Consider the following 26,180-nt stretch of genomic DNA (forward strand, 5'->3'; position numbering starts at 1 on the left):
GCGCATGGCCAGATCATAGACGCGGTCCGCGCACGGCAGGTCTGCGTAGTCCTCCAGCCAGGCCGACAGCTCGTCGTAGGTCGCGACATGGTCGGGGTGGAACAGACGCTCGAATTCGACCTGGCCCAGCAGCACGCGGTCCTTGGCCTGGCGGGCCGACAGGCGCGCCGCCTCCAGGTCGCCGCGCCGCAGGGCGTCGAAGGCGGTGGTGTAGCTGAGACGGTCCGCCGGGGTCAGGGCGGTCGGACGCATGGAGCCGGACGCGGCGGCGGACGCTCCTCCCTCGTAGGGCGTTTCCGCAAGGGCGGCGTTCGCGCACCCGGCGAATACGAAGGCGAGCGTCGACGCGAAGATCGCGCGGCGGATCGAAATCATAAGGCGGCCCCCGTTGGCGTCCCCGGCCCGTCTCGACTCAGGCGATGGATCGTTTGGCGTCGGTCGTCAGCATGGAAACATGCTGCAAACAGTCGTGACCTCAAACCGAGTCCGTTTCAAGGCGGGACGCCACATTCAGAATGTCCGCCCACACCTGTCGCTTCGCCTGGGGCTGGCGAAGCAGGAAAGCCGGATGAAGCGTCGGCAGGGCGGGGGCCTGCACGGCGCCTTCGGCCAGGCGCCATTCCCGCCACTCGCCGCGCATCTTCATGATGCCCTCGTCGGTCTGCAGCACCGACTTTGCGGCCGCCGCGCCCAGCAGCAGCACGGCCCTGGGTTTCAGCAGGGCGAAGGCGCGCTCGACAAAGGGGGCGCACACGGCCTGCTCCTGCGGGCTGGGCGTGCGGTTGCCGGGCGGGCGCCAGAAGACGGTGTTGGTGATGAAGACCTTTCCGGTCAGGCCCCCGGCCTCCAGCATCCGGTCCAGCAGCTTGCCCGCCTTGCCGACGAAAGGCTGGCCCAGCCGGTCCTCGTCCGCGCCGGGGCCTTCGCCGATGATCAGGACGGGCGCGTTCGGGTCGCCCCGGCCGAACACCGACTGGGTCGCGCCCAGGCCGCGCAGGGCGCAGCCCTCGAAGGCCGCCACCGCCGCCGCCAGATCCTGCAGCGTGCTCGCCCCGGCCGCCAGCCGCCGCGCCTCCTCGATGGCCGCCCCGCCGTCCAGCGCGGTCGGACGCGCGACCACCGAAGCGGTCGCCCGCTGCACCGCCTTGACCGCCGGCGGTGGCGCGACATGGGTATGATCGACCGGCGCCTCGCCATAGCAGGCGTCGACCCCTGCATCCCGCCAGAAGGCGAGCAGGCTTTCCATCGCAGCGATGTCGTGGGGTTGCGCGTTCATGTCTCGATCCACCGATAAGCCTTGACCGCCCTCGCGTCACCTTCCGATAAGCGGCATAACCATACGAATAACCGGGATTTCAGGGGAAGACATGGCCGAGCAAGCCATCGAAGGCGGCGCCGAGAACGCCCGTCAGGAAGCCATCATCGACAATCTGCCGCCGATCGAGGCGCTGGAAGGCGTCGAGCGCGAGGTGATGGAATATGACGTCGTCATCGTCGGCGGCGGCCCCGCCGGCCTGTCNNTCCTGTCCGGCGCCGTCATCGACCCCAAGGCGCTGAACGAGCTGTTCCCCGACTGGAAGGATCGCGGCGCGCCGCTGGAGACGCCGGTGACGAAGGACCGCTTCCTGCTGCTGGGGCCGCAGGGGTCGGCGCCGCTGCCCATGCCGCTGATGCCGCCCTTCATGCACAACCACGGCTGCTACATCGCCTCGCTGGGCAATCTCACACGTTGGTTAGGCGAACAGGCCGAGGCGCTGGGTGTCGAAGTCTATCCCGGCATGGCCGCCAGCCATGTCGTCTGGGAAGAGGGCACGGGCCGGGTCAAGGGCGTCGTCGCCGGCGTCTTCGGCATCGACCGCGAGGGCAAGCCGACCGGCGACTTCCAGCCGGGCATCGAACTGCACGGCAAATACGTCTTCATCGCCGAGGGCGTGCGCGGCTCCCTGGCCAAGACCATCATCGCCAAGCACAAGCTTCAGGACGGGAAGTCGCCCCAGAAGTACGGCATCGGCCTGAAGGAACTGTGGCAGGTGCCGGCCGAACAGCATCAGCCCGGCCTGGCCCAACATACGACCGGCTGGCCGCTGGATGAACACACCGGCGGCGGCAGCTTCCTGTATCACTTCGGCGACCGCTACGTGGCCGTCGGCTATGTGGTGCACCTGAACTACAAGAACCCCCACCTGTCGCCGTTCGACGAGTTCCAACGCTTCAAGCACCACCCCGAGATCGCCCAGCATCTGGAGGGCGGAACCCGCATCTCCTACGGCGCGCGCGCCATCACCGAGGGCGGGCTGCAATCCATTCCGAAACTCAGCTTCCCCGGCGGCGTGCTGATCGGCTGTTCGGCCGGCTTCGTGAACGTGCCGCGCATCAAGGGCAGCCACAATGCCATGAAGACCGGCATGCTGGCCGCCGACGTCGCCTATGAGGCGGTGCGGGCCGGACGCGCGGGCGACGAACTGGTCGAATACCAGACCGCCTTCGAAAAGAGCTGGGTCCACAAGGAGCTGTCGGTCGTCAGGAACGCCAAGCCGCTGCTCAGCAAGTTCGGCACGACCCTGGGCGGGGCGCTGGGCATGGTCGACATGTGGTGCCGCACCCTGCTGGGCGGGTGGTCGCCGATCCCGACGCTGAAGCACGAGAAGACCGACGCCGCCTCCACCGAGCCGGCCGCCGGCCACAAGCAGATCGCCTATCCCAAGCCGGACGGAAAGCTGTCGTTCGACAAGCTGTCGTCGGTGTTCATCTCCAACACCAACCACGCCGAGGACCAGCCGGCCCACCTGAAGCTGCTGGACCCGTCCGTGCCGATCCGCGTCAACCTGCCCAAATATGGCGAGCCGGCGCGGCTGTATTGCCCCGCGGGGGTCTATGAGGTCGTCTATGGCGACGAGGCGGCGAAGAAGGACCCGCGCTTCGTCATCAACGCCCAGAACTGCGTCCATTGCAAAACCTGCGACATCAAGGATCCGTCGCAGAACATCGTCTGGACCACGCCGGAAGGCGGCGGCGGCCCGAACTATCCGAACATGTGATCGGCGGCGGGCACGGGGGCGTCCGCGCCCCTTGCCCGGCGCCGGAAAAGCGTGAAGTGTCCGGCGCATGACTGCTGCTGATCGTTCGCGCCTGTTCGCCGCCTCCCTGGGCGTGCTCGCCCTCGCCGTCGGAATGGGCGGCGGAGACGCCCGCGCGCAGACCCCGCCGCCGGGGTCGATCCAGACCGACCCTGAACCGACGTCGACCCCGCCGTCGGGGCAGCCTGCGCGCGGGGTCGCGCCGCAGGACCAACTGCCGCCCGCCGTCATCCTGGCGCCCGACCAGTCGCCCGACGAGGCCGCGCCCGGACAAACCTCGCCCGACGACGCCGAGACGCCGCCGACCGTGACCTTAGCCGAGGCGCCGGCCGAACCGGCCATCCCCGAGGTCTGGGCCCCCGTGCCGACCGATGCGGACGGCCGCAGCGCCTATGGCCTCTATCTGGCGGGCAAGCTGGCCCTGATGCAGGGCGAGGGCGGGGCGGGGGCCGACTATCTGGCGCGCGCCCAGGCCCTGACGCCCGAGCAGCCGCGCCTTAAGGCCCAGGCCTTCACCTCGGCCCTGCTGTCCGGCGACCTGGACCAGGCCGCCCGGATCGCCCCCGCGCCGGGCGAGGCGCCGGCCGTGATGGTGGAAGGCGGACGCCTGGTCCGCATCGTTCAGACCTTCGCGCATGGCGACGCCCGCGCCGCCGACACCGCCCTGGCCCGCGAACCGATCGCCTCGCCCCATGCGCGGGCCGGCCTGATGGTCTCGCCGTGGATCGCGGCGGCGGCCGGGGACTGGGACCGCGCCCTTCAGCCGTCGCCGACCGGCGCCGACCCCCTGACCGCAGCCTTCGCCCGGTTGAACCAGGCCCAGTTGCTGGAACGCCGCCGTCGCTACGACGAGGCGGAGGCCGCGCTGAAGGCGCTGTCCGACACCGCCGTGATCGGCGCTTTGTTCCACCGCCCCTATGGCGAGTTCCTGGAGCGGCGCGGACGTCGCGACGAGGCCCTGGCCGTCTATCGCAAGGCCATCGAGGGCGGCACGGTCGACCTGGCCCTGGTGCGAGCCTTGGCGCGGGCCCGTGACGGCGGCCGCGCCCCGGCCATGCCGACATTCCGCGAGGGCGCCGCCGAAGCCCTGGCCAACGCCGCCGCCCAGGCCTCGGCCGAGCGCGGGCACGAGTTCGCCGCCGTCTATCTGCGCCTGTCGCTGAACCTGAACGAGACGCCCGCCTCGCAGCTGGCGCTGGGCCAGACGCTGGATCGGGCCGGGCTGTCGGCCGCCTCGCGCACCGCCTATTCGCACGTCGGGACCGAGGACCCCGTGCTCTACGCCACGGCTCGGGCCCAGCTGGCGGCGGGCCTGCAAGAGGAGGGACGCCCCGAGGACGCCCTGGCCGAACTGCGCCGCGCGGCCGAGGCGGCCCCGGACGACCAGCGCATCGCCCTGATGCTGGCCGGCCAACTGATGACGGTCGAAAAGAACGCCGAGGCGCTGGATATCCTGAACGGCCCGCTGCTGAACCGCGAGGGCCAGACGGCCCAGGTCCACTTCCTGCGCGGCGCCGCCTATGAGGCGCTGGACCGGGTTCCCGAGGCCGAGGCCGAGCTGTGGGCCGCCGTCCAGGCCGCCCCCGAGGATGCCGACATGCTGAACTACCTGGGCTATCTGTGGGTGGACCGGGACCTGCGGGTGCAGCAGGGCGCCGAGATGATCCAGCGCGCCCTGGCCCTGGAGCCTGAGAACGGCAACATCCAGGACTCCCTCGGCTGGGCCCAGTATCGCCAGGGCGACTATTCCGCCGCCGTCGATACGCTGGAGCAGGCCATCGACAAGGAGCCGGCCAACGCCGAGATCAACGATCACCTGGGCGACGCCTATTGGCGGGTCGGACGCCGCCGCGAGGCGGAATGGATGTGGAAGCGCGTCCTGGTGCTGGATGCCGAGGACACGCGCCGCGCCGAGGTCGGGCGCAAGATCGAGCAGGGGCTGGACGACGCAGCGGTGACGGGCGGCGTGTCGCAATAGCCATGCGGCGGACGGCGACGGCCCCGGCCAAGATCAACCTGTTCCTGCACGTCGGCGCAGCGGACGCCGACGGCTATCACCCGCTGGCCAGCCTGGTCGCCTTCGCCGACATCGGCGACCGCGTGTCGGTCCAGCCGGCCGAGCGTCTGTCGCTGGAGGTCGAGGGGCCTTTCGCGCCGACCCTGGCGGGCGACAATGACAATCTGATCCTCAGGGCGCTGCGATGTCTGGGTCAGGCTACGGGGAAGGGGCCGCCGGCGCTGAAGGTCGTGCTGGACAAGCAGCTGCCGATCGCCGCCGGCCTGGGGGGCGGATCGTCGGACGCGGGCGCGGCCCTGCGCCTGGCCGCCCAGGTTCTGGGCCTTGCGGCTGACGATCCGGCGCTGGAGACGGCGGCGGCGGTCGTCGGCGCCGACGGGCCGATGTGCCTTCACGCCCGCCCGGCCTGGGCCGAGGGACGCGGCGACTGGCTGACGATCGAACCGCGCCTGCCGGACCTGCCGATCGTGCTGGTCAATCCCGGCGTCCCTTCGCCGACGGGGCCGGTCTATCGCGCCTATGACGCCGGACCCGTCCGGTCGGCCGATCGTCCTGCGCCTCCCGACGACTGGAGCCCGCACGGCGTGGCGGCCTGGCTGTCGCGCCAGCGCAACGACCTGGAGGCGCCGGCCCTGTCGCTGGCGCCCGCCATCGGCGAGGCCCTGGCCGCCGTCGCGGCCAGCCAAGGCGTGTTGCTGACGCGCATGTCGGGCTCGGGCGCGACGGTGTTCGGTCTCTATGCCGATGACGCGGCCGCGCGCGCGGCGGGTGAGGCCCTGGCGGCCCATCGGCCCGAGTGGTGGGTGCGCGCATGTCGTCTGCAAGGGGCGCAAGCAAACGTGCAGCTTTCGGGCGACAATCCGGCGTAATCGGCGCCCCCGCCCCTGTATGGCCGAGCTTTCGTCAAGATCATCACGAAAGTTTCCGATTGTTTCACTTTCGCGGAACCGTAGCGCCGGTTTTCGACTTTGCCAGCCAGTTCCGAACACGGGAACGGATCGCCGTCTCCCCTAGCGCGATCCCACAACGCAAAGAGGAAACCGCCATGCTTCGCACCAAACTGCTTGCCGCCACCGCCGTCGCCACCCTGATGGCCGCGCCCGCCCTGGCCCAGGAGGCCACGCCTCCGGCCCAGACCACGGTTCCGGACGCCGCGACCGCCAGCGCGCCGTCGACCATGCCCGCCCCGGCCGAGGCCGCGCCCCAAGCCGCCCCTCAGGCCATGACCACGGCCGAGACCGAAACCCCCGCCGCCGGCGAGACTGTCGTGGACGTGCTGCGCTCCAGCGGCCAGTTCTCGACCCTGCTCGGCGCCTTGGACCAGGCGCAGCTGACCGAGACGCTGTCGACGCGTCCGGCCATCTCCATCTTCGCCCCGACCGACGCGGCGTTCGCCGCCCTGCCGGAAGCCGAGCGCACCCGTCTGATGGATCCGGCCAACGCCAATGAACTGCGTCAGGTGCTGCTGTATCACGTGATCGTCGCCGACGTGACGCCCGACCAGATCGAAGGTCGCAAGGGCGGCGTGCCGACCGCGTCCGAGGCGCAGATCCTGCTGGACGGCACCGGCGACGCGATCAGGGCCGACGGCGCCACGGTCGTCAGCGCAGAGCTTGACGCCTCCAACGGCGCGGTCTTCCCCATCGACAAGGTGCTGAACCCGGCCCAGTCGATGGCCGCCATGGGCGACGAGGAAAGCGCGACCGCGACCGAGGCGACCGACGCTTCCGGCGACGATGCGGCTGCGGCCACGACCGAGACCACCACGCCGGCCGAGCCGGGCATGACGGCCCCGAACGGCCAGCCGGCCGCGACCACCACGACGGTCGCTTCCCCGCCGGTCGCCAACCCGACCGACGGCCAGATGGACAACCCCGCCGACCCGGCCGTGAATCCTTCGGCCACCCCGCCGGTCCAGACCCCTGATGCGGTCGACGGCGAACAGGAAGGCGACCCGACCCCGCAATAAGGCGTCGGACGGCCTTCGCCCCCTGTCGGGGCGAGTTGAAGCGGAAGGCGGCGGGCCCTATGGTCCGCCGTCTTTTTTCTGAGCCTTCCCCGAGCCTGCCTTGACCGCTTCGACTGAACCGCTCGCGTTTCAGGACCTGATCCTGACGCTGCACCGCTACTGGGGCGACCAGGGCTGCGCCATCCTGCAGCCGTACGACATCGAGGTCGGGGCCGGCACCCTGCACCCGGCGACCGTTCTGCGGGCCCTGGGCAGCAAGCCGTGGAAGGCCGCCTACGTCCAGCCCAGCCGCCGCCCCGGCGACGGCCGCTATGGCGAGAACCCCAACCGGCTTCAGCACTATTACCAGTATCAAGTCATTCTGAAGCCGAACCCGGACGACCTCCAGGCGCTCTATCTGGGGTCGCTGGCGGCCATCGGGATCGATCCGAAACTGCACGACATTCGCTTCGTCGAGGACGATTGGGAGAACCCGACCGTCGGGGCCTGGGGCCTGGGCTGGGAGGTCTGGTGCGACGGGATGGAGGTGACGCAGTTCACCTATTTTCAGGGCGTCGGCGGCATCGAGGTGGACGTGGTGTCGGGCGAGCTGACCTATGGCCTTGAGCGCTTGGCCATGTATGTCCAGGGCGTCGACAACGTCTATGACCTGAAGTTCAACAAGGACGGCCTGACCTATGGCGAGGTCTTCCTGGAGAACGAGCGCCAGCAGTCGGAAGCCAACTTCCACGGCTATGACGTCGACGGGCTGAAGCGCCGGTTCGAGGACATGGTCGCCGAGGTTTCGCGTCTGCTGGCCATGACCGGGCCGCAGGGCCAGCCGCTGGTCCTGCCCGCCTATGACCAGGTGCTGAAGGCCAGCCACCTGTTCAACCTGATGGACGCCCGCGGCGCCATCGCCGTCGCCGAGCGCCAGAGTTACATCGGCCGCATCCGCGAACTCTGCAAAGCCTGCGCCCTCGCCTACGTCGAACAAGAGCGGAAAACCGCCTGATGCCCCAGCTCCTCCTTGAAATCTTCTCCGAAGAAATCCCCGCCCGCATGCAGCAGGGCGCCGCGCGCGACCTGGAGCGGATGGCGTCCGAGCGGCTGAAGGCCGCCGGTCTGAGCTGGGACGCGCTGACGACCTACGCCGGGCCGCGCCGCCTGACCCTGGTGGTCGACGGCCTGCCCGCCGCCACGCCCGACCGGTCCGAAGAGGTGAAGGGACCCAAGACCTCCGCCCCGCCCCAGGCGCTGGAGGGCTTTCTGCGCAAGACCGGCCTGACGCGCGAACAGCTGGTTGAGCGAGACGGCGTCCTTTTCGCCGTCATCAGCAGCCAGGGCCGCGCCACCCCCGACCTGATCCCCGAGATGGTCGACCAGATCGTGCGGACCTTCCCCTGGCCCAAGTCGATGCGCTGGGGGACGGGGACGCTGCGCTGGGTGCGGCCGATCAAGCGCATCCTGTGCGTCTTCGACGGCGCGGTCGTTCCGTTCGAGATCGACGGCATTGCGTCCGATGCGGTCACCGAGGGCCACCGTTTCCTGGGCTCCGGCGCGCCTTTCGCCGTCAGCGACTTTGTCGACTATCGCCAGAAGCTGGAGCGCGAGCACGTCCTGCTGGACGTCGCCGACCGCAAGCTTCGCATTCTGGAACAGGCCAAGGCCGCCTGCGCCGCGCAGGGGCTGACCCTGGTGGACGACGACGGCCTGCTGGACGAGGTGGCGGGCCTGGCCGAATGGCCGACGCCGATCCTGGGCGACATGGACCCGCAGTTCCTGTCGTTGCCGCCCGAGGTGGTGCGCCTGTCGATGAAGGTGCACCAGAAGTATTTCGCCGTGCGGGATCCGGCCACGGAGGGTCTGGCGCCCAACTTCGTCGTGGTGGCCAATGTCGAGGCGACCGACGGCGGCAAGGCCCTGGCGGCCGGCAACAGCCGCGTCCTGTCCGCCCGCCTGAACGACGCCCGCTTCTTCTGGGACGAGGACCAGAAGGTCGGCTTCGACGCCTGGCTGAAGAAGCTGGAAGGCGTCACCTTCCACGCCAAGCTGGGCACGATGGCCGAACGGGTCGAACGCATCGCCGCCCTGGCCCGCGAGATCGCTCCCCTGGTGGGCGCCGATCCGGACCAGGCCGAACAGGCCGCCCGCCTGGCCAAGGCCGACCTGGCCAGCGGCATGGTCGGCGAGTTCCCGGAACTGCAAGGGATCATGGGCGGATATTACGCCCGCCTGGCCGGATACCCTGACGCCGTCGCCGACGCCGTCCGCGACCACTACAAGCCCCAGGGGCCGGCCGACACCGTCCCGACCGCGCCGGTCACGGTCGCCATCGCCCTGGCCGACAAGCTGGACACCCTGGTCGGCTTCTTCGCCATCGACGAGAAGCCGACGGGATCGAAGGACCCCTATGCGCTGCGGAGAGCGGCGCTGGGCGTGATCCGGCTCCTGCTGGAAAATGGGGTGCGGATTGACCTGATCAATTTCCTTGATGCGTCCTTCGCTCGACTTGATGATCAGATCGACGCCCGCGAGATCGCGCGCAAAACTGCTGCTGGGGGCGACTCCGTCCACGCCCGAGGTATCGTGGGGGATGGAAAGTCGCGGCATCGCGATCTCCTCGCCTTCTTCGCCGACCGCCTGACCGTCCTCCTCCGCGACCAGGGCCAACGTCACGACCTCGTCGCCGCCGTCTTCGCGCTGGGCGACGACGACCTCGTCCGCATCGTGCGTCGGGTGGAGGCTCTGGCGGCCTTCCTCGCCACGGACGACGGGGCGAACCTGCTGGCGGGCTACAAGCGCGCCTCCAACATCTTGCGCGCCGAGGAGAAGAAGGGGCCTGTCCCGACCGGCATGGTCCGGACCGGCCTGCCGAACCAGCCCGAGGAGGAGGTCGCCCTGGCCTTCGCCGTCGGCGCCGCCCGCACGGCGGTGGAGACGGCGCTGGACAAGGAGGACTTCGCCGCCGCCATGTCCGCCCTGGCGGGTCTGCGCGCGCCGGTCGACGCCTTCTTCGAGGCGGTGCTGGTCAACTCGGACATTGCCGAGGACCGCGACAACCGGCTGAAGTTGCTGGGTCAGGTGCGCGACGTCATGGGCCAGGTCGCCGACTTCGGCCAGATCGCGGGCTAACCTAATCCGTCACCCTCGGGTCTGTCCCGAGGGTGAAGATCTATTGCGAGGGGCGGTTCAAACCCGTCCCGTCACCGGCACCAGCGCGCCGGTCATCGCCCGGCTTTCCGGCGAGGCCAGGAACAGGATGACGGCGGCCAGGTCGGCGGGCGCCACCCATTGCGCCGGGTCGGCGTCCGGCATGTCCTTGCGGTTCGCCGGGGTGTCGATGATCGAGGGCAGCACGGCGTTGACCGTCACCGAGGTCGCCTTCAACTCCTCCGCCAGCGCCTGGGTCAGGGCGTGAACCCCCGCCTTGGCCGCGCCATAGGCGCCCATGCCCGAGCCCGCCTTCAGCGCGGCGGCCGAGCCGACGTTGACGATCCGCCCCTGATCCGACCCCTTCAGATAGGGCAGGGCGGCGCGGCTGGCGTTCAGGGCGGTGGTCACGTTCAGGGCGTGCATCCGGTCCCAGGCGGGGTCGGCGTCGTCGGTGGTCTGCCAGACGAAGCCGCCGGCGATGTTCAGCAGGGCGTCCAGCCGGCCGAAGCGGCCGATCACGGCGGCGACGGCGCGATTGGCCTGGGCCGGGTCAGTCAGGTCCACGCCGCCGACCTCCAGCACGCCGTCGGGCGCGGAATGGCCCGTCGCATGGTCGATCACCGCGACCTTCAGCCCCGCGGCCCGCGCCGCCTCCAGCACCGCGCGCCCCAGCGCCCCGTGTCCGCCCGTGATGGCGACGACCCGATCCGTCATGTCCGTTCTCCTTCGGTCGCGATCCTAGAGCCGGCGGCCGCGCGATCAACCGACGGCGAACACCTTGCCCATCAGCCGCTCCAGCGCCTGGGCGTCCGTCGCGTCGAAGGCGGCCTTTGTCGTCGCGTCCACGTCGAACACGGCGATCAGGACGCCCGAGGCGTCCTTGACCGGCACGACGATCTCGCTGGCCGAGCGGCTGTCGCAGGCGATGTGGCCGGGAAAGGCGTGGACGTCCTCGACGATCTGCGTCGTCTTCGTCGCCGCCGCCGTCCCGCACACGCCCCGGCCGAAGGCGATGCGCAGGCAGCCCAGCGTGCCCTGATAGGGCCCGACCACCAGCTCGTCCGTCTCGTCCGGCGCCACGACGTAGAAGCCCGTCCAGAAGAAGTCCTCGAACGCGTCGGCCAGCATGGACGACACCGTCGCCATCCGCGCCGTCACGTTCGGCTCGCCCTCCAGCACGGCCAGGATCTCGGCCTCGACCTCGGCGTAGCGAGCGGCCTTGTCGGCGGGGCGGTCGTCGCGGGCGACATAGGACATCACGGGTCTCCTTCGCGGCCGCATATAGGGGTCGCGGCCGGTGTTGCGAAGGGCGCTTCTGCCGACTGACGATATCGCTCGCCGCGCGAAAAAAGCGGCGCTAAAGAGCGGACGATGGATGAGTTGTTCCGCAGCGAGAACCTGGTCGCGCGCCGCGTCCCGGCCCAGGATCAGAGCCGCTGGGTGGTGACGTTCGACAACTACAGCATCGGCCACGGCTTCGACCGGGAAGGCTTCGGCGAGGCGTTCCTGAAGCAATACGGCGTTTCGGCCATCCACGTGATGGGCCAGCGCGAGGACTGGTACCAGTATCCCGACATGGAGGCGGCCTTGGCCACCGTGCGCGCGGCGACCGCAGGCGCGCGGGTGATGACCTACGGGTCCAGCATGGGCGCCTATGCGGCCATTCGGTTCGCCGACAGGGTCGGCGCCCAGGCCGCCCTGGCTCTTTCGCCGCAATACTCCATCGACCCCGCCAAGGCGCCGTTCGAAAAGCGCTGGCCGGCGGATGGACGGCGCATTAAGTGGCGGGCCGAACTGGACGGGCCGATAAGCTCCGCCATCCGGCCGGTCGTGGTCTATGATCCCGCCAGCGACGACCGCCTGCACCGCGATCTGATCGTCCGCGACATCGAGATCGACGAGATCGCCCTGCCGTACAGCGGCCATCCGGCGGCGACCTACATGCTGGAGGTCGGGCTGCTGGTTTCGCTGGTCTTCGGCGTTCTGGAGGGCACCGCCGACGTCCGCACCTTCCAGCGGGAGGGGCGTCAAAGGCGCCGGGTCAGCACGGCCTATATGTGCAACCTGGCCGAACGGCAGCCGGCGTCGCGGCAGATGACGGCCATCGCCCTGGCGCGCCGCGCGGTCGAGCAGAACCCCGACAGCGCCATCGCCGGCGTGACGCTGGCGCGGCTTCTGACGGCGGCGGGGCGGCATGAAGAGGCGTTGACCCTGCATCGCCGGAATGTCGAGTTGACCTCCCGCTACTTCATCTATCTGGTCGCCTATGCCGACGCCTTGGCCGCCGCCAAGGATCCGGCCGGGGCTTTGGCGGTCGCGCGCGAAGTCATGGCCGAGGCCGAGATGCAGCGCATGCCGCACCTGAACGGCTGGCTGGGGCTGATCTCCTGGTCGGCCGGCGAACGCGACGAAGCGATCACGGCCATGGCGCGCGCGGTGGAGCTGGATCCCGAGAACATGGGTTATCGTCGGCTCTTGCGAGACTACCGCGCCTCCGCCGGGGGCGTCCGTGCACGGGCGTCCGCCATTCTGGATCGCACCTGGGCCTGGCTGGGCCGCCAGCGAGGCTAGATCACGCCGCCCGGGCGGACGAACCGTCGGGATGGCTCCACACTGTTTGCGAGGCGCCGATATGCGGGCATGGCGAGTGATGATGAAGCGACTTCGCATGGCGTATCTCGGCGTGCGCGACTTCGCGCGCGCGAGGAAATCTAACTACGCCGCCTTCCGCCGGAGCTTGCGCCAGGCGGCCGAGGGCACGCGCTACTTCTACCTGGGGCCGGACGCCGCCCTGACGCGGCTGAAGTCGGGTCACCTGCTGTATGTCGACCCTCAGGACGAGGACATCAGCGCCCACCTGATCGGTCACGGTCACTGGGAGCGGTGGATCCACCACGTGGTGCTGCAACTGGTCCACCCCGGCCATCACGTCGTCGAGGTCGGCGCGAACCTGGGCTACTACACCGTCGCCATGGCGCGCCGCGTCGGGTCGGACGGTTCGGTGACCGCGTTGGAAGCCAACCCGCGCCTGGCCGGCCTGCTGCGCCGGTCGGTCGATCTGAACGCCTATAACGGACGCGTTCGCGTTCTGGACCAGGCGGCGGCGGATGCGCCGGGCCGCCTCAGCTTCGTGACCACGCGTCGTCATTCCGGCGGGGGCCACACCCGCGTCGTCGAGAGCGCGATCGGCGCGGAGACCGAGGTGATCGACGTCGAATCCGTGCGGCTGGACGACCTGGGCGTCGAGCGCGCGGACTTCATTCGGCTGGACGCGGAAGGGTCCGAGCCCCTGATCCTGCGCGGCGCCGAGCGGTTGCTGCAGAACCCGGACGTCGTCGTCTGCCTGGAATGGAGCGCGATCCAGATGCAGTGCCGCGCTTCCATGCCCGAGTTCGTCGGCTGGCTGGCGGGGCAGGGCTTCCGCTTCTGGAAGATCGAGGAAACGGCCGCGCTGACGCCGATGGAGGCGCATCAGATGATCGATCTGAACGGCTGCGACGTGGTCATGAGTCGGCGGCCGGTGAAGATCCGGCCGATGCGTCCCGCCTACTGATCGCCGCGCTGAACGATCAGGCCGATCGACGTCGTGGCGAAGCCGGCGAAGGCGACCTTGACGTGGGGTTGGGGCTTGTAGGGCGGCACGTCGTAATAGACATCCAGCGGCTCGTCGCCGGGATTCCAGTCGATGACCGCCATACGGTGGCCCTTGGCCGCCAGCCGCTGCGCCAGCGCCTCGAGATCGCGCCTGCGGAACAGGACGGTCTCCATATGATCCACCGTCGCGACATCCGACGAGAGGTTGAGCTCGGTCGTGTGCACGGCCCAGCCGCCAGGCTTCAGGCACTCGACGGACCGCTCGATGAAGGCCAGGCCCTTTTCGATCGACCCCAGATGTTCAAGCGCGCAGGCCGACCAGCAGAAATCGAAATCCACCAGGTCGGCGGGCACCGCGTTCATGTCGCACTCCCGGAACGAGACGTTGCGCTCGAACAGCGCGTCCGGACACACCAGCGGCCGGCGCAACGAGTCCTTGCCGTGGGCGTGCTGAAGGGTCTCGACCCATCCCATCTCGACGGCGCCGTCCACCGCCAGGTCCGTCGCCACGACCGCCACATCGTGCGACGCGAAGAAGGCCGGCAGCGGCTCCAGGCCGACGCCGAACCCCAGCGCGCGTGCGCCGGCCCGAACCGCCCCCCGCTCCCACAGCGCCTGGGCGATGAACACGAACTCCCACAGCTTGCGGTGATAGCGCAGCGACTCCCCCAGCCGGCCCGTCCAATAGGAAAAATACGGCGCGCGGAAGGAGTCCTGGCGACACAACGCACCCCCTGCGAACACCCGCTCGCCCGGCGCGGCGTTGGGGATGAAGGGCGGTTGACCCTTCCATTGTTCGACTGGCGGCAGCGCCAACGCATCCAGGATCAGGCGGGTTTCGCGCTTGTGCTCGGCGAAATCGACTTCCAGACGGGCAAGCGCGCGTTCCATCTGCGTCAGGCGGCCGGGCAGCCGGTTAAGTTGTCTAAAGAATCCGTCTAGGCGACGGAAGGCGTCGGCAAGGCCCGTCAAGGTCAAACTCCCTCCGCGGCGGGAATCGTCTCCGACCGAGGCTCAGGCCGACAGCCTCTACCCGTCCAACCGACGCGCGAAAAGAGGCGGCTTCGTCTCTGTGTCGTGATCGCTCCAGGGTTGGATCGCCGCGCGCCTGATCGGCCCGAACAAATCAGGCGCCATGCGCCGGTCTCAACGGACCATCGAAGGCGCGGCGGAGGTCGGCGCCGCCTTGGACGCTGATCAATCCCCGCCGCAGATCGGCAGTCAGCGGCGGACTATGTAACACGTTGCTATCCCGAGGGGCGGGCCCTAGGTAGCGCGGCATGGCCCTGGCGATGGCGACCTTGGCGAGAACTGTTGCGGCGCTGACCCTGCTCATCGCCGCCTTCGTGGTTGGGCCTGGCGCCGATGCGGCCGCCTGCGCCCCTGAAATTCCGTCGGCGCACCACGCCGCCGAACACCCTGCGTCGGGCGGCGACCATTCCGGAAAAGGCGCCGATCACGGCGTCTGCTCGCACGGGCATTGCCATCATTCCGGCAGCGAGAAGCCGGCGTCGCCTGATGTCGCCCCCGTCTGCGCCAACGCCGCCCTCGGTCATGACCTTGATCGAGGCGACGTCGTCGCATCGCATCGGACCGACGGACTGAAACGCCCTCCCAGAGGCTGACCGGAAGCCTGCGCGCCTTCGCGCGTCCTTCTCGTCAGACATCTGGAAAGTGAACCATGCCATCCTATCGTCGTCGGCCGCGTCTTGCGGTCGGCAGCGCGCTCGCCGCCATCGCGGTTGCGCTGGGAGGCCCTGCATGGGCCGAGCCCTCTCCCTCGTTCGCCGTCTTGCTGGCGCAGCTCGATCAGACGCCCGCCGCCGTCGAGGCGGACGCCCTCGTCGACGCGGCCGAGGCGCGCGTGCGCCAAGCCGGCGTTCGGCCCAATCCCGTGGTGGGGCTCGACGTCGAGAACGCCTTCGGGACCGGCCCCTTCTCGGGCACGGCCAATGCCGAGACCACCCTCGCCGTCAGCCAGAATCTGGAGCTTTGGGGCCGCCGTTCCGCGCGCGTCGCCGTCGCGCGAGCGGAGGCGGGAACCGCCGGTTTGCAACGTGACCTGGCCATCGTCGATGCGGCCGGAAGGCTGGCGCTTGTTTACGCCGAGGCCGAGGCCGCCGAACGACGGGCGGAACTGGCCGAGGAAAGCCTGACCCTGACCGTCGCCGACGCGCGGGCCGCCCTGGCCCTGGTCGGTCAGGGCCGCGAGCCGCTGATGCGCGGCATACAGGCGGAGAGCGAAGCCGCGTCCGCCCGGGCCCGTCGCGACGAAGCCCAGGCCGAGCGCGACGCCGCCTATGCACGGCTCACGGCGGTGGCGATGCTGCCGACGCCCGTCACGAGCGTCGGCAGCAGCCTGCTCGACCAGACGCCGCTCTCGGCGCCCGCATCGGCCGAGCGCGCGCCGACGGTTCGAATAGCCCAGGCCGAGCGCGAGACGGCCGAACGTCGCATGGCCGCCGAGCGCGTCCAGGCGCGGCCCTACATCAACGCCAGCATCGGCGTCCGCCGTTACGAGATGGAAGACGCCACGGCCCTGACCTTAGGCCTGAGCATGCCTCTGCCGCTGTTCGACCGGAACCGAGGAAATATCGAAGCGGCGCAGGCCGAGTTTCGCGCCGCCGACGCGCGGTTGGCCGGCCGGCGTCAGTAAGCCCAGGCGGATCGCGAGGCGGCGCGTGCGCGACTCGCGGCCTCGGCCAGTCGAGTGAGCGCCTCCGACGCGGGGGTCGACGCGGCCGAAGACGCCTACCGCCTTTCCCGCATCGGTTTCGAGGCCGGCCGCATCTCCCAACTGGAGCTTCGCGCCTCACGGACCGCCCTGATCAACGCCCGAACGGCGGCCGTCGACGCTCGCCTCGCGCGGGTGCGGGCCGAGATCGATCTGGCGCGCCAGGACGGCCGCGCCCCCTTCCAAGGAGCCTTCTGATGGCCAAGAGAAATTTCAATGGCGCCCTGCGGGTCGGCGCCGCCGCCGCCCTGGCGCTGCTCGTCGGCGGCGGCCTCTATTTCGCGATGCAGAAGCCGGCTGCCGAAGGTCGGGACGATCACGCCGGCCAGGTCGAGGGCGACCATGCGGGAGAGGACGCCGCACAGGACGCCGAAGGCTTCGTCGCCCTGACGCCGGCGCAGCTCCAGGCGACCGGAATCGGCGTCGTCGGGGTCTCCAGGGGCGGCGGGCAAGAGACGCGTCTGTCGGGGCGGGTGGAGCCGATGGTCGACGCGCGCGCGGTGGTCGCGGCCTCGGTCGGCGGGCGCGTCGAACGGGTTTTGATCGCACCGGGCCAATCGGTTCGGGCGGGCCAGCCCCTCGTATCTCTGGTCAGCGGGGACGCGGCCAGCCTGAGAGCTGAGGCGGACGCCGCCCAGGCGGTCTATGTCGCCGCCGAACAGTCGCACCGGCGCGACGAGGAACTGGCCGACCAGGGCGTGATCGCACGCCGGGAGGCCGAGGTGTCGCACGCCCAGGCGCTGAGCGCCCAATCCACCGCCCGCGCGGCCCAGGCGCGCGCGGCGGCCGCCGGCGCGCCCGACATCGCCGGTCGTCTCAACGTCACCAGCCCGATCGCGGGCGTCGTCACCAATGTGCAGGTCGGCCCCGGCGGTTTCGTCGCCCAGGGGGGCGTCGTGGCCGAGGTGACCAACCCTGCGCGTGTCGAGCTTGTCTTCAACGCTCCGCCCGCCCTGGCGGCGGCCGTTCGCGCCGGCTCCACCCTTCGCGCGACGGGGCCGAACGGCGCGTTCGACGCCGTCGTCATCGGCGTGGCGGCGGATGCGGGGACCGGAGAGAGCGGCGCGACCGTGATCCGCGCGCGGCCGTCGGGCGCCAGCCTGCCGCCGGCCGGCTCCGCGGTGACCGGCTCCATCGTGACCGGCGAAGCCGAGGCCAGCGGTCTGACCGTGCCGACCGAGGCCGTGCAGACGGTCGAGGGCGACACCGTCGTCTTCGTCCTGGTTCAGGGCGGCTTCCAGGCGACCCCGGTCCTGACCGGACGTCAGGCCTCGAGCCGCACCGAAATCCTGCGCGGCCTGACGGGGACCGAACGGATCGCCTCGACCAACGCCTTCCTGCTCAAGGCCGAGATGGCCAAGGGCGAGGCCGAGCACGGCCACTAGGGGAAGTTCATCATGTTCAAGGCCATCATCGAGGCGTCCGTGCGCTTCCGCTGGTTCGTGGTGCTCGCCACGGCCCTCGTCTCCGCCTGGGGGCTGTTCCAGCTTACCTTGCTGCCGATCGACGCCGTGCCGGACATCACCAACCGGCAGGTCCAGATCAACACCGTCGCTCCGGCCCTCGCGCCCGAGCAGATGGAGCGTCAGGTCACCTATCCTCTCGAAACCGCCATGTCCGGCATACCCGGACTGGAAAGCACGCGGTCGCTCAGCCGCAACGGCTTCAGCCAGGTCACGGTCATCTTCAGCGACCAGACCGACATCTATTTCGCCCGCCAGCAGGTGGCCGAACGGATGGCGCAGGCGCGCGAGAACCTGCCCGAGGGCGTCGAGCCGGGGCTGGCCCCGATCACGACAGGCCTGGGCGAAGTCCTGATGTGGACGGTCGACTACAAGCCGTTCAACAGCGACAATCTTGCCAGGCCGGGCCAGGCCGGCTGGCAGGCCGGCGGGGCCTATCTGACCCCGGACGGGGAACTGCTGACCACGCCGCGGCAGCGCGCAACCTACCTGCGCACCGTGCAGGACTGGATCATCGCCCCGCGGATGCGGACCGCCCAGGGTCTGGCCGACGTCGATGTCAACGGCGGCTACGTCAAGGAGTATGCGGTCCGTCCCGACGCCGCGCGCCTGGCGAGCTACGGCCTCAGCCTGAACGACCTTGTGGTCGCGCTGGAGCAGGCGAACACCCAAGCCGGCGCAGGCTACGTCCAGCGGGCCGGCGAGGCCCTGACCGTCCGGATCGACGCCCTGGCCGCCACCGTCGAGGACCTGGCCCAGGCCCCCGTCGTCAACCGCAACGGCCTCGTCGTTCGGGTGGCGGACGTCGCGACTGTCGAGGTCGGTCAGGCCCCCCGTCTGGGCGGCGCCAGCCGCGACGGCCACGAAGCCGTCGTCGGCACGGCGCTAATGCTCGCGGGCGGCAACAGCCGCACCGTCTCCCAGGCCGCCGAAGACCGTCTCGCCGAGGTGGCGTCCAGCCTTCCGCCCAGCGTCGTCGCCGAACCGGTGCTGAACCGGAGCGACCTCGTGAACAAGACCATCGCGACGGTCGCCAGGAACCTGACCGAGGGCGCGCTGCTGGTCATCGTCGTGCTCTTCCTTCTGCTGGGGAACATCCGCGCCGCCTCGATCACCGCCTTGATGATCCCGATCAGCTTCCTGTTCGCGGTCATCGGCATGAATCGCTTCGGCATCAGCGGAAACCTGATGAGCCTGGGCGCCCTCGACTTTGGCCTGCTGGTCGACGGGGCGGTCGTCGTGGTCGAGAACACCCTGCTGATGCTCAGCCGACGGCGCGCCGAGATCGGACACGCCCTGACCCGTCGCGAGCGCCTGCAGATCGCGGGCGCGGCGGCCCGCCAGATGGTCAAGCCGGCCGCCTTCGGGCAGCTGATCATCCTGCTCGTCTTCACGCCCCTGCTGATGCTTGAAGGGGTCGAGGGCAAGACCTTCATCCCGATGGGCGCGACGGTCATGTTGGCGCTGGTCGGCGCCTTCGTCTTCTCCTTCACCTTCGTGCCGGCGATGACGGCGCTGATCGTCCGTGACCCCAAGAGGGTGGACCTGGACGAGCGGGGTCATGCCCGCGAGCATGAGACCTTCATCCTGCGTCATGCCCGGCGCCGGATCGAGCCGGCGATCCGGGCGGCCGTCGCGCGTCCCAGGGGCGTCCTGGCGTCAGCGCTCGGCGCCCTGGTCGTCGGCGGCGTCGCTTTCACCACCTTGGGCCGGGAGTTCATCCCGACCCTCGACGAAGGCGACATCGCCATGCAGGCGCTGCGCGTCCCGTCCGCTTCCCTGGAGCAGTCCCTGGCCATGCAGATGGCCCTGGAGCGCGCCATCAAGGCCCAGCCCGAGGTGAAGACCATCTTCGCGCGCACCGGCACGGCGGCGGCGGCTGTCGATCCGATGCCGCCGAACATCTCGGACGCGGTGATCGTGCTGAAGGATCGCCAGGACTGGCCCGACCCCCGCCTTTCCAAGGCGGATCTGATCGGTCGCCTTGAGGCGGTCGCCGCCGCCCAGCTCGGCAACAGCGTCGAGTTCAGCCAGCCGATCGAGCTGCGCTTCAACGAGTTGATCTCCGGCGTGCGGACCGATCTCGCCGTCATGGTCTATGGCGACGATTTCACCCAACTCCAGGCCACGGCCGATCAGGTCGCGGCGGCTCTGCGCGCCACGCCGGGGTCGGCCGACGTCCGGGTGGAGCAGGCCACGGGTCTGCCGACCCTGACCGTCAAGGTCGATCGCTTCGCGGCGGCCAACTATGGCCTGTCGGCGGGCGACGTCTCCGACGCGGTGTCGACCGCCGTCGGCGGCACGACGGCCGGGCGGATTTTCGAGCGGGACAGGCGGTTCGACGTCGTCGTCCGCATGCCCGACGCAGCGCGCAACGACCCGGCCGCCCTCGCGGCCCTGCCGATCACCACCGCCAGCGGGGTCACCGTGCCGCTGTCCTCCGTGGCCAGCATCCAGATCGCGGAGGGGCAGAACCAGATCAGCCGCAATGACGGCAGCCGTCGCATGGTGGTGCAAGCCAATGTGCGCGGAACCGATCTGGGCGGCTTCGTCGCCCAGGCCCAGGCCCGCGTCGACGAACAGGTCAGGCTGCCGACCGGCTATTCTCTTGCCTGGGGCGGCCAGTTCGAGAACCTGAAGCGGGCGGAACAACGCCTGGGACTGGTCGTCCCGATCGTCTTCATCCTGATCGGCGTCCTTCTGTTCATGGCGCTGGGGTCGTTCGCAGAGGCTGGACTGGTGTTCGCCTGCGTGCCCCTGGCGCTGGTGGGCGGCGCGTTGGCGCTCCTGTTGCGGGGGATGCCGTTCTCGGTCTCGGCGGCGGTCGGCTTCATCGCCGTGTCGGGGGTGGCCACCCTCAACGGCCTGGTGCTGATGCAGGCCATCCGCGAGCGTCTGACGGCGGGGGCGGCGCCGGTCGCCGCGGCCATCGAAGGCGCGACCAGCCGCCTGCGCGCGGTCCTGACCACCGCGCTGGTGGCCATTGTCGGCTTCATCCCCATGGCCTTCGCCCACGGAGCGGGGGCCGAGGTTCAAAAGCCGCTGGCGACCGTCGTCATCGGCGGTCTGATCACCGCCACGGCCCTGACCCTGCTGGTCCTCCCGACCTTCGCGGCCAGGGCCGTGAAGCATCGAAAGTCCGAAGGGACGGAGCACTGAGGGGCGGCGACCGCGACACCGGGACGCTCCCCGGTGGTCTCGGCAGTCTCTGGTAGGCCTGGAGGGACTCGAACCCCCAACCAGACCGTTATGAGCGGTCGGCTCTAACCATTGAGCTACAGGCCCCCGAGACGAGGAGGTTCCGCCTAGCAGGGGGCGGCGGCCGCGCCAAGGGGCGGCGGGCTTTCGGCGAATTCACGCCGATGAACGGAACCTGACACGGCGCGTCGGGCGTTCATTCAGCCGCAAACGGCCAAGGTGCGCCCATGGACGGCGCACGGCCGGCCGGATCGACTTCACGGAGACCTTCATGACCCGCACCCTGAACGCCCTGATCAAGCCGGCCGCCCTGGCGGGCGCGGCCGTGGTCGCCGTGGCCTTGGCCGCCGGCGCGCCGCCCGCCATGGCCCAGACCCCTCCCGCGATGACGCATATGCAGCCGGCCCCTTCCCTGAACCTGTCGGCCTTCGGCGAGGTCAAGACCGCGCCCGACATGGCCACCATCACCTTTGGCGTCCAGACCGAGGCGCCGACCGCCGAGGCCGCCATGCGCGCCAACGCCGAGCGGATGAACCAGGTCATGGCCGCCCTGCGCCGCGCGGGCATCGCCGAGCGTCACGTCCAGACCTCGGGCCTGAACCTGTCGGCCCAGTACGACTATCAGGAAAACCAGCCGCCCAAACTGCGCGGCTATCAGGCCGTCAACCGGGTGACGGTGCGGATCGAGGACCTGTCCAAGGTCGGATCGACCGCCGACGCCGTGGTGGCCGCCGGCGTCAATCAGATCGACGGCATCGGCTTCGGCCTGAAGGACCCGACCACGGCCGAGAACGAGGCGCGCCGCCTGGCCGTGCGCGCCTTGCAGGAGAAGGCGGCCCTGTACGCCCAGGCGCTGGGCGTCCAGCTGGGCGGCGTGCGCAGCCTGAGCGAGGGCGGCGGCTATACGCCCCAGCCGCCGATGCCGATGTACGCCCGCGCCGTGTCGTTGCAGGCGGCGGATTCCAGCCCTGTGTCGGGCGGCGAACTGTCGGTGCGGATCGACATCACCGGCGTCTATGACATCGTTCGCTGAGGCTTGACCGCTTGACGCCGGCCCCCGTCGTTGCTCCGCTGGCTGCGGGGCGCGACGGGGGATTGGGCGGTTGACCGACGCCAGACTGGAGATCGCCGCCGGCTTCGCCACGATGCAGGGGCCCAAGGCGGACAATCAGGATTTCGGCGGCGTCCATCTGGGCTCGCCGATCGAGCGGCGCGAGCATGGCGTCGTGGCCGTCGTCGCCGATGGCGTGTCCGGTTCCAAGGCCGGGCGCACGGCGGCCGAACTGGCCACGCGCAGCTTCATCGACGGCTATCTGGACCAGAATCCGCTGAACGGCATCGCCGCCAACGGGATCAAGGCGCTGCGCGGCTTCAACCGCTGGCTCCACGCCAAGGGACGGTCCGACCCGGCCATGACGGCGGCCGCCACCACCTTCACCGCCCTGGTGCTGAGGGGGCGCGAGGCGACGGCTCTGCACGTCGGCGACAGCCGCGCCTGGCATTTCCGCGACGGCGTGCTGACGCGGCTGACCGAGGACCATACCCGCGCGGTCGAGGGGCTGAACCACGTCCTCTATCGCGCCGTGGGAATCGAGGCGGACGTCAAGCTGGACGTGCGCCACCTCGGCCTGGCGCCCCATGACCGACTGATGCTGACCACCGACGGTGTGCACGGCGTGCTGGACGAGGCGGCCCTGGCGCGGCTGCTGAGCCGCCGCGCCTCGCCCGACGCCGACGCCCGGGCGGTGCTGGCCGAGGTCGAGGCGGTCGGGGCCCGCGACAACGCCACGGTCATCGTCATCGATGTGATCCAGACCGGCGCGCCGGACTGGGAGGCGATCACCGCCGAGGCCGAGGGACTGGCGGCGCAACCGCCGCCCGACGCCGGAGCGGCGGTCGACGGGTTCACGCTGCAGCGGCTGGTCGCGGACGGCCGTTACACCCGCCTGTTCCTGGCGCGCGACACGACCGGCGACCTGGGCCAGGTGGCGTTGAAATTTCCCAAGACCGCCGTGGTTTCGGCGCGCGGCGCGCGGCTGGCCTTCCTGCGCGAGGCCTTCATCGGCCGCCGGATCGACAGCCCCTTCGTGGGCAAGGTGCTGACGCTGGAGGCCGGTCGCCAGAGCCGGCTCTATATCGCCCAGCCCTTCTACGCCGGGCGCACCCTGCACGCGCGTCTGGCCGACGACGGCCCGCCCGAAATTCCCGAAGGGGTCGACATCGCCCTGCGGCTGGCGCGCGCGGTGGCGGCCCTGCATCGCGCGGGGGTGATCCACCGCGACATCAAGCCCGACAATGTGATCCTGGAGGCGAACGGCGGGCTGAAGCTGGTGGACCTGGGCGTCGCGCGCCTGCGTCAGGCCGAGGAGTTCGCCGAGGCCGAGGCGCCGGGCACCAACGGCTACAAGGCGCCCGAGATGTATCGCGGCGAGGCCGGTTCGCCGGCGACGGACCAGTTCGCCCTGGGCGTGACCCTGTACCGGCTGTTCACCAAGACCTATCCCTGGGGCCCGGTCGATCCCGAGGACGCGCCGCGCTTCGACCGCACGCCGACACCCGCCGGCCGCCACCGCCCGGACATGCCCGCCTGGCTGGAAGCGGCCATCATGCGGGCGGTGTCCCTGGACCCCGGCGACCGCTTCGAGGACGTGGAGGAACTGGTCCATGTTCTGGAGACGGGCAGCGCCGTCGCCGCCCCGCCGCCCCGCCCGCTGTCGCTGATCGAACGCGATCCGGTGCGGTTCTGGCAGGGCGTGTGTCTGCTGCTGGTGCTGGCGCTGCTGGTCTCGCTGGCCACACGATAGGCGACGCTACGCAGCGAGCGGACGATCGGATGCCGCGGCGTTTAGCGGCGGGGACGCAGGGGAACGCGCGCGTTCGGCGCGCCTTCTGGCCGGATGCGGGCCGCTTGTCCGCTCGGCAAGAAGGACCCCGCCATGATCAAGACCGCCTCATGCGCCCTGGCGCTGGCGCTCGTCGCCTCTCCCGCCCTGGCTCAGACCACCCCGAACTGGACCGGCCCCTACATCGGAATCTTCGGCGGCTACGGCCAGGCCAATGACGACAAGGACGAACGCCTCGGCTTCGACCGCAACCTTGACGGCGTCTATGGCGAGACGGTCGCCACGGCCGCGGGCGCCGACGCCTTCAGTCCCGGCTTCTGCGACGGCGCCGCCAACAGTTCCGTGGCTGCGGACGGCTGCGACGGCGACAAGGGGTCGCCGGAAGCGGGGGTGCGGGTCGGCTACGACTGGCAGTTCGGCGCCTTCGTCGTCGGCGCCCTGGCCGAATACGGTGTGACGGACATTGAAGACCGGGTGACGGGCTTCTCCACGACCCCGGCCTACTACACCTTCGAGCGTGAGCTGGACAGTTTGGCGGCCGTGCGGGCGCGGATCGGCTACGCCCTGGGGCCGGCTCTGATCTACGGCACGGGCGGCTACGCCTATGGCACGTTCGACAACGCCTTCACCACCAGCAACCGCGCCAACAGCTTCACCATCACCCAGGATTCCTACGACGGCGACGGCTGGCAGGCCGGCGGCGGGGTGGAATACGCCCTGGGGCGCGGTCTGACGGTGACCGGCGAATACCTCTACACCTCGCTGGATGTGGACAGCCCGGTGGTCCGCGTCGGTCCCGGTTCGGCGCCGGCCACCAACCCCTTCATCCTGCCCCCGAACACGACCGGCACGGACATGATCCGGTCGAACGACAAGTTCGGCGCGCACCATGTGCGCATCGGCATGAGCTATCGCTTCTAGGCCGTGCGCGGCCGGGCCGTCAGGCCCGGCCGCCCTGGCTGGACAGCATGGCCGCGTCCACGCCCATCCGGGCCAGGGCGCGGCTCCATTTCGTGTCGTGCTCGCCGTCGAAAATCAGGTCCATGTCCGCGTCGACCGTCAGCCAGACGTTCTCGGCCAGCTCCTCCTCCAGTTGGCCCTCGCCCCAGCCGGCGTAGCCCAGAAGCAGGGTCGAACGGCGCGGGCCGGACACGGCGTCGGTCATGGCCGCCAGGGCCTCTCTTGTGCCGGTCATGGCCAAGCCCTCGCCGAACGGCAGGCTGTCGTCGCCGGTCATCCAGTCGTCGGTGTGCAGCACGAAGCCGCGCTCACGCTCGACCGGTCCGCCCATCAGCACGACCCGTCCCGCCGCCTGGTCTGGCGCGGGCTGGTCCAGCTTGTCCAACACCGTCTTCAGGTCCACGCCCGGCGCGGGGCGGTCCAGCCGCAGGCCCATCGCATGGTCCGCGCCGTGGGCGCAGATCAGGATCACCGCGTGTTCGAACCGGGCGTCGCCGATGCCGGGCATGGCGACCAGGAGACGGCCCGTCAGGGAGGAGGCGTCGGTCATGATGGCCTTATCATCGGGTGCGAAAGAGGCGCGCGCAAGACGCATCGGCGCTTGCGGTCCCGGCCGGCGTGTCTATGTGTCGCGGGCATTCCTCTCATCCCGTGCGGAGACCTTCCATGACCATTCAGATCGGCGATCGCATTCCCGCCGCGACCCTGGCCCAGGCGACCGCCGACGGTCCCAAGCCCGTCTCCACTGCCGAGATCTTCAACGGCAAGACCGTGGCCCTGTTCGCCGTGCCCGGCGCCTTCACCCCGACGTGCTCGGCGCGCCATCTGCCAGGCTTCAAGGACCACCTGCAGGACATCCGCGCCAAGGGCGTCGATACGGTCGCTTGCATCTCGGTGAACGACGCCTTCGTGATGAAGGCCTGGGCCGACAGCCAGGGCATCGAGGACGAGTCCATCGTCATGCTGGCCGACGGCAACGGCGAGCTGACCCGCGCCCTGGGCCTGGTGCTGGACGGCTCGGGCTTCGGCCTGGGCGAGCGTTCGCAGCGCTATTCCATGCTGGTCAAGGACGGGACCGTCACCCAGCTGAACATCGAGCAAGGCGGCGAGTTCAAGGTGTCCTCGGCCGAGCACCTGATCGCCCAGCTCTGACCGCTGCGTCGGTGGTCGAAGCGGCAGGCCGGACCGCC

20 protein-coding genes, 1 tRNA gene and 2 pseudogenes are annotated in these 26,180 nt (G+C 70.2%); 16 read left to right on the plus strand and 7 right to left on the minus strand.

Going from position 1 to position 26,180, the window contains the following annotated elements; translation table 11 throughout:
* Window positions 1–252: pseudogene (locus tag B2U11_RS04855) on the minus strand (lytic transglycosylase domain-containing protein); the annotation flags it as partial.
* Between the two features lie 223 nt (window positions 253–475).
* On the minus strand, window positions 476–1,276 hold the full coding sequence (locus B2U11_RS04860) for a uracil-DNA glycosylase (RefSeq protein WP_292070307.1): 801 nt from the start codon (window positions 1,274–1,276) through the stop codon (window positions 476–478).
* 196 nt (window positions 1,277–1,472) lie between these two features.
* Here B2U11_RS04860 and B2U11_RS04865 point away from each other — a divergent pair, with 196 nt between their 5' ends.
* The 6 genes from B2U11_RS04865 (at window position 1,473) to glyS (ending at window position 10,177) form a co-directional block, all read left to right on the plus strand.
* Entirely contained in the window at window positions 1,473–3,038 is a 1,566-nt protein-coding gene (locus tag B2U11_RS04865; protein ID WP_292070370.1) for an electron transfer flavoprotein-ubiquinone oxidoreductase, read from the plus strand.
* Between the two features lie 67 nt (window positions 3,039–3,105).
* Complete coding sequence (locus tag B2U11_RS04870) at window positions 3,106–5,055, plus strand: tetratricopeptide repeat protein (protein ID WP_292070308.1); 1,950 nt, start codon at window positions 3,106–3,108, stop codon at window positions 5,053–5,055.
* 2 nt (window positions 5,056–5,057) lie between these two features.
* Window positions 5,058–5,963 carry a 4-(cytidine 5'-diphospho)-2-C-methyl-D-erythritol kinase gene (locus B2U11_RS04875; protein WP_292070309.1) on the plus strand — a complete coding sequence of 302 codons (906 nt, stop codon included), beginning with the start codon at window positions 5,058–5,060 and terminating at the stop codon, window positions 5,961–5,963.
* Window positions 5,964–6,139: 176 nt separating this feature from the next.
* Window positions 6,140–7,063, plus strand: coding sequence for a fasciclin domain-containing protein (locus B2U11_RS04880; RefSeq protein WP_292070310.1), 924 nt, complete (start codon window positions 6,140–6,142; stop codon window positions 7,061–7,063).
* Window positions 7,064–7,163: 100 nt separating this feature from the next.
* A complete protein-coding gene (locus tag B2U11_RS04885) occupies window positions 7,164–8,057 on the plus strand; it encodes a glycine--tRNA ligase subunit alpha (protein WP_292070311.1) in 894 nt (297 codons plus the stop codon).
* On the plus strand, window positions 8,057–10,177 hold the full coding sequence (gene glyS, locus B2U11_RS04890; protein WP_292070312.1) for a glycine--tRNA ligase subunit beta: 2,121 nt from the start codon (window positions 8,057–8,059) through the stop codon (window positions 10,175–10,177). Before B2U11_RS04885 ends, glyS begins: the two co-directional genes overlap by 1 nt.
* 57 nt (window positions 10,178–10,234) lie before the next feature.
* Here the strand turns inward: glyS and B2U11_RS04895 are convergent, their stop codons facing one another.
* A complete protein-coding gene (locus tag B2U11_RS04895) occupies window positions 10,235–10,912 on the minus strand; it encodes an SDR family NAD(P)-dependent oxidoreductase (RefSeq protein WP_292070314.1) in 678 nt (225 codons plus the stop codon).
* Between the two features lie 45 nt (window positions 10,913–10,957).
* On the minus strand, window positions 10,958–11,455 hold the full coding sequence (locus B2U11_RS04900) for a GAF domain-containing protein (RefSeq protein WP_292070315.1): 498 nt from the start codon (window positions 11,453–11,455) through the stop codon (window positions 10,958–10,960).
* A gap of 114 nt (window positions 11,456–11,569) precedes the next feature.
* Between B2U11_RS04900 and B2U11_RS04905 the strand changes: the two genes are divergently transcribed.
* Both B2U11_RS04905 and B2U11_RS04910 read left to right on the plus strand, forming a co-directional pair.
* Window positions 11,570–12,769: a hypothetical protein gene (locus tag B2U11_RS04905; protein WP_292070316.1), complete on the plus strand. Its 1,200-nt coding sequence runs from the start codon at window positions 11,570–11,572 to the stop codon at window positions 12,767–12,769.
* A 97-nt stretch (window positions 12,770–12,866) separates the two neighbouring features.
* Window positions 12,867–13,751 (plus strand): FkbM family methyltransferase, encoded by an 885-nt coding sequence (locus B2U11_RS04910; RefSeq protein WP_292070318.1) that lies wholly within the window; start codon window positions 12,867–12,869, stop codon window positions 13,749–13,751.
* Here B2U11_RS04910 and B2U11_RS04915 read toward each other — a convergent pair.
* Entirely contained in the window at window positions 13,745–14,683 is a 939-nt protein-coding gene (locus B2U11_RS04915; RefSeq protein ID WP_292070319.1) for an SAM-dependent methyltransferase, read from the minus strand. The genes B2U11_RS04910 and B2U11_RS04915 overlap by 7 nt on opposite strands.
* A 389-nt stretch (window positions 14,684–15,072) precedes the next feature.
* Here B2U11_RS04915 and B2U11_RS04920 point away from each other — a divergent pair, with 389 nt between their 5' ends.
* The 4 genes and pseudogenes from B2U11_RS04920 to B2U11_RS04935 all read left to right on the plus strand — a co-directional run bounded on the left by B2U11_RS04920 (window position 15,073) and on the right by B2U11_RS04935 (window position 21,148).
* Complete coding sequence (locus tag B2U11_RS04920) at window positions 15,073–15,417, plus strand: hypothetical protein (protein ID WP_292070320.1); 345 nt, start codon at window positions 15,073–15,075, stop codon at window positions 15,415–15,417.
* A gap of 56 nt (window positions 15,418–15,473) precedes the next feature.
* Window positions 15,474–16,724 (plus strand): annotated as a pseudogene (locus B2U11_RS04925) (TolC family protein).
* On the plus strand, window positions 16,724–17,911 hold the full coding sequence (locus B2U11_RS04930; RefSeq protein WP_292070321.1) for an efflux RND transporter periplasmic adaptor subunit: 1,188 nt from the start codon (window positions 16,724–16,726) through the stop codon (window positions 17,909–17,911). The pseudogene B2U11_RS04925 and the gene B2U11_RS04930 overlap by 1 nt, the downstream one beginning before the upstream one ends.
* Before the next feature lie 12 nt (window positions 17,912–17,923).
* Window positions 17,924–21,148, plus strand: a complete 3,225-nt coding sequence (locus B2U11_RS04935) for an efflux RND transporter permease subunit (RefSeq protein ID WP_292070322.1) — start codon at window positions 17,924–17,926, stop codon at window positions 21,146–21,148.
* Between the two features lie 50 nt (window positions 21,149–21,198).
* On the opposite strand, the gene B2U11_RS04940 is transcribed toward B2U11_RS04935, so the two are convergent.
* Window positions 21,199–21,274 (minus strand) — tRNA-Ile (locus B2U11_RS04940).
* A gap of 184 nt (window positions 21,275–21,458) precedes the next feature.
* On the opposite strand from B2U11_RS04940, the gene B2U11_RS04945 reads away from it, so the two are divergent.
* From B2U11_RS04945 to B2U11_RS04955, 3 genes are all read left to right on the plus strand, one after another.
* Window positions 21,459–22,220, plus strand: coding sequence for an SIMPL domain-containing protein (locus tag B2U11_RS04945; RefSeq protein ID WP_292070323.1), 762 nt, complete (start codon window positions 21,459–21,461; stop codon window positions 22,218–22,220).
* A 70-nt stretch (window positions 22,221–22,290) separates the two neighbouring features.
* On the plus strand, window positions 22,291–23,991 hold the full coding sequence (locus B2U11_RS04950) for a bifunctional protein-serine/threonine kinase/phosphatase (protein ID WP_292070325.1): 1,701 nt from the start codon (window positions 22,291–22,293) through the stop codon (window positions 23,989–23,991).
* A 132-nt stretch (window positions 23,992–24,123) separates the two neighbouring features.
* On the plus strand, window positions 24,124–24,951 hold the full coding sequence (locus tag B2U11_RS04955; RefSeq protein ID WP_292070326.1) for an outer membrane protein: 828 nt from the start codon (window positions 24,124–24,126) through the stop codon (window positions 24,949–24,951).
* Window positions 24,952–24,970: 19 nt separating this feature from the next.
* On the opposite strand, the gene B2U11_RS04960 is transcribed toward B2U11_RS04955, so the two are convergent.
* Window positions 24,971–25,585, minus strand: coding sequence for a YqgE/AlgH family protein (locus B2U11_RS04960; RefSeq protein ID WP_414632933.1), 615 nt, complete (start codon window positions 25,583–25,585; stop codon window positions 24,971–24,973).
* 71 nt (window positions 25,586–25,656) lie between these two features.
* Here B2U11_RS04960 and B2U11_RS04965 point away from each other — a divergent pair, with 71 nt between their 5' ends.
* A complete protein-coding gene (locus B2U11_RS04965) occupies window positions 25,657–26,142 on the plus strand; it encodes a peroxiredoxin (RefSeq protein ID WP_292070330.1) in 486 nt (161 codons plus the stop codon).
* The last annotated feature ends 38 nt before the right edge of the window (window positions 26,143–26,180 follow it).

The sequence above is a fragment of the Brevundimonas sp. UBA7534 genome (genome assembly GCF_002479325.1).
Classification (GTDB): Bacteria; Pseudomonadota; Alphaproteobacteria; order Caulobacterales; family Caulobacteraceae; genus Brevundimonas.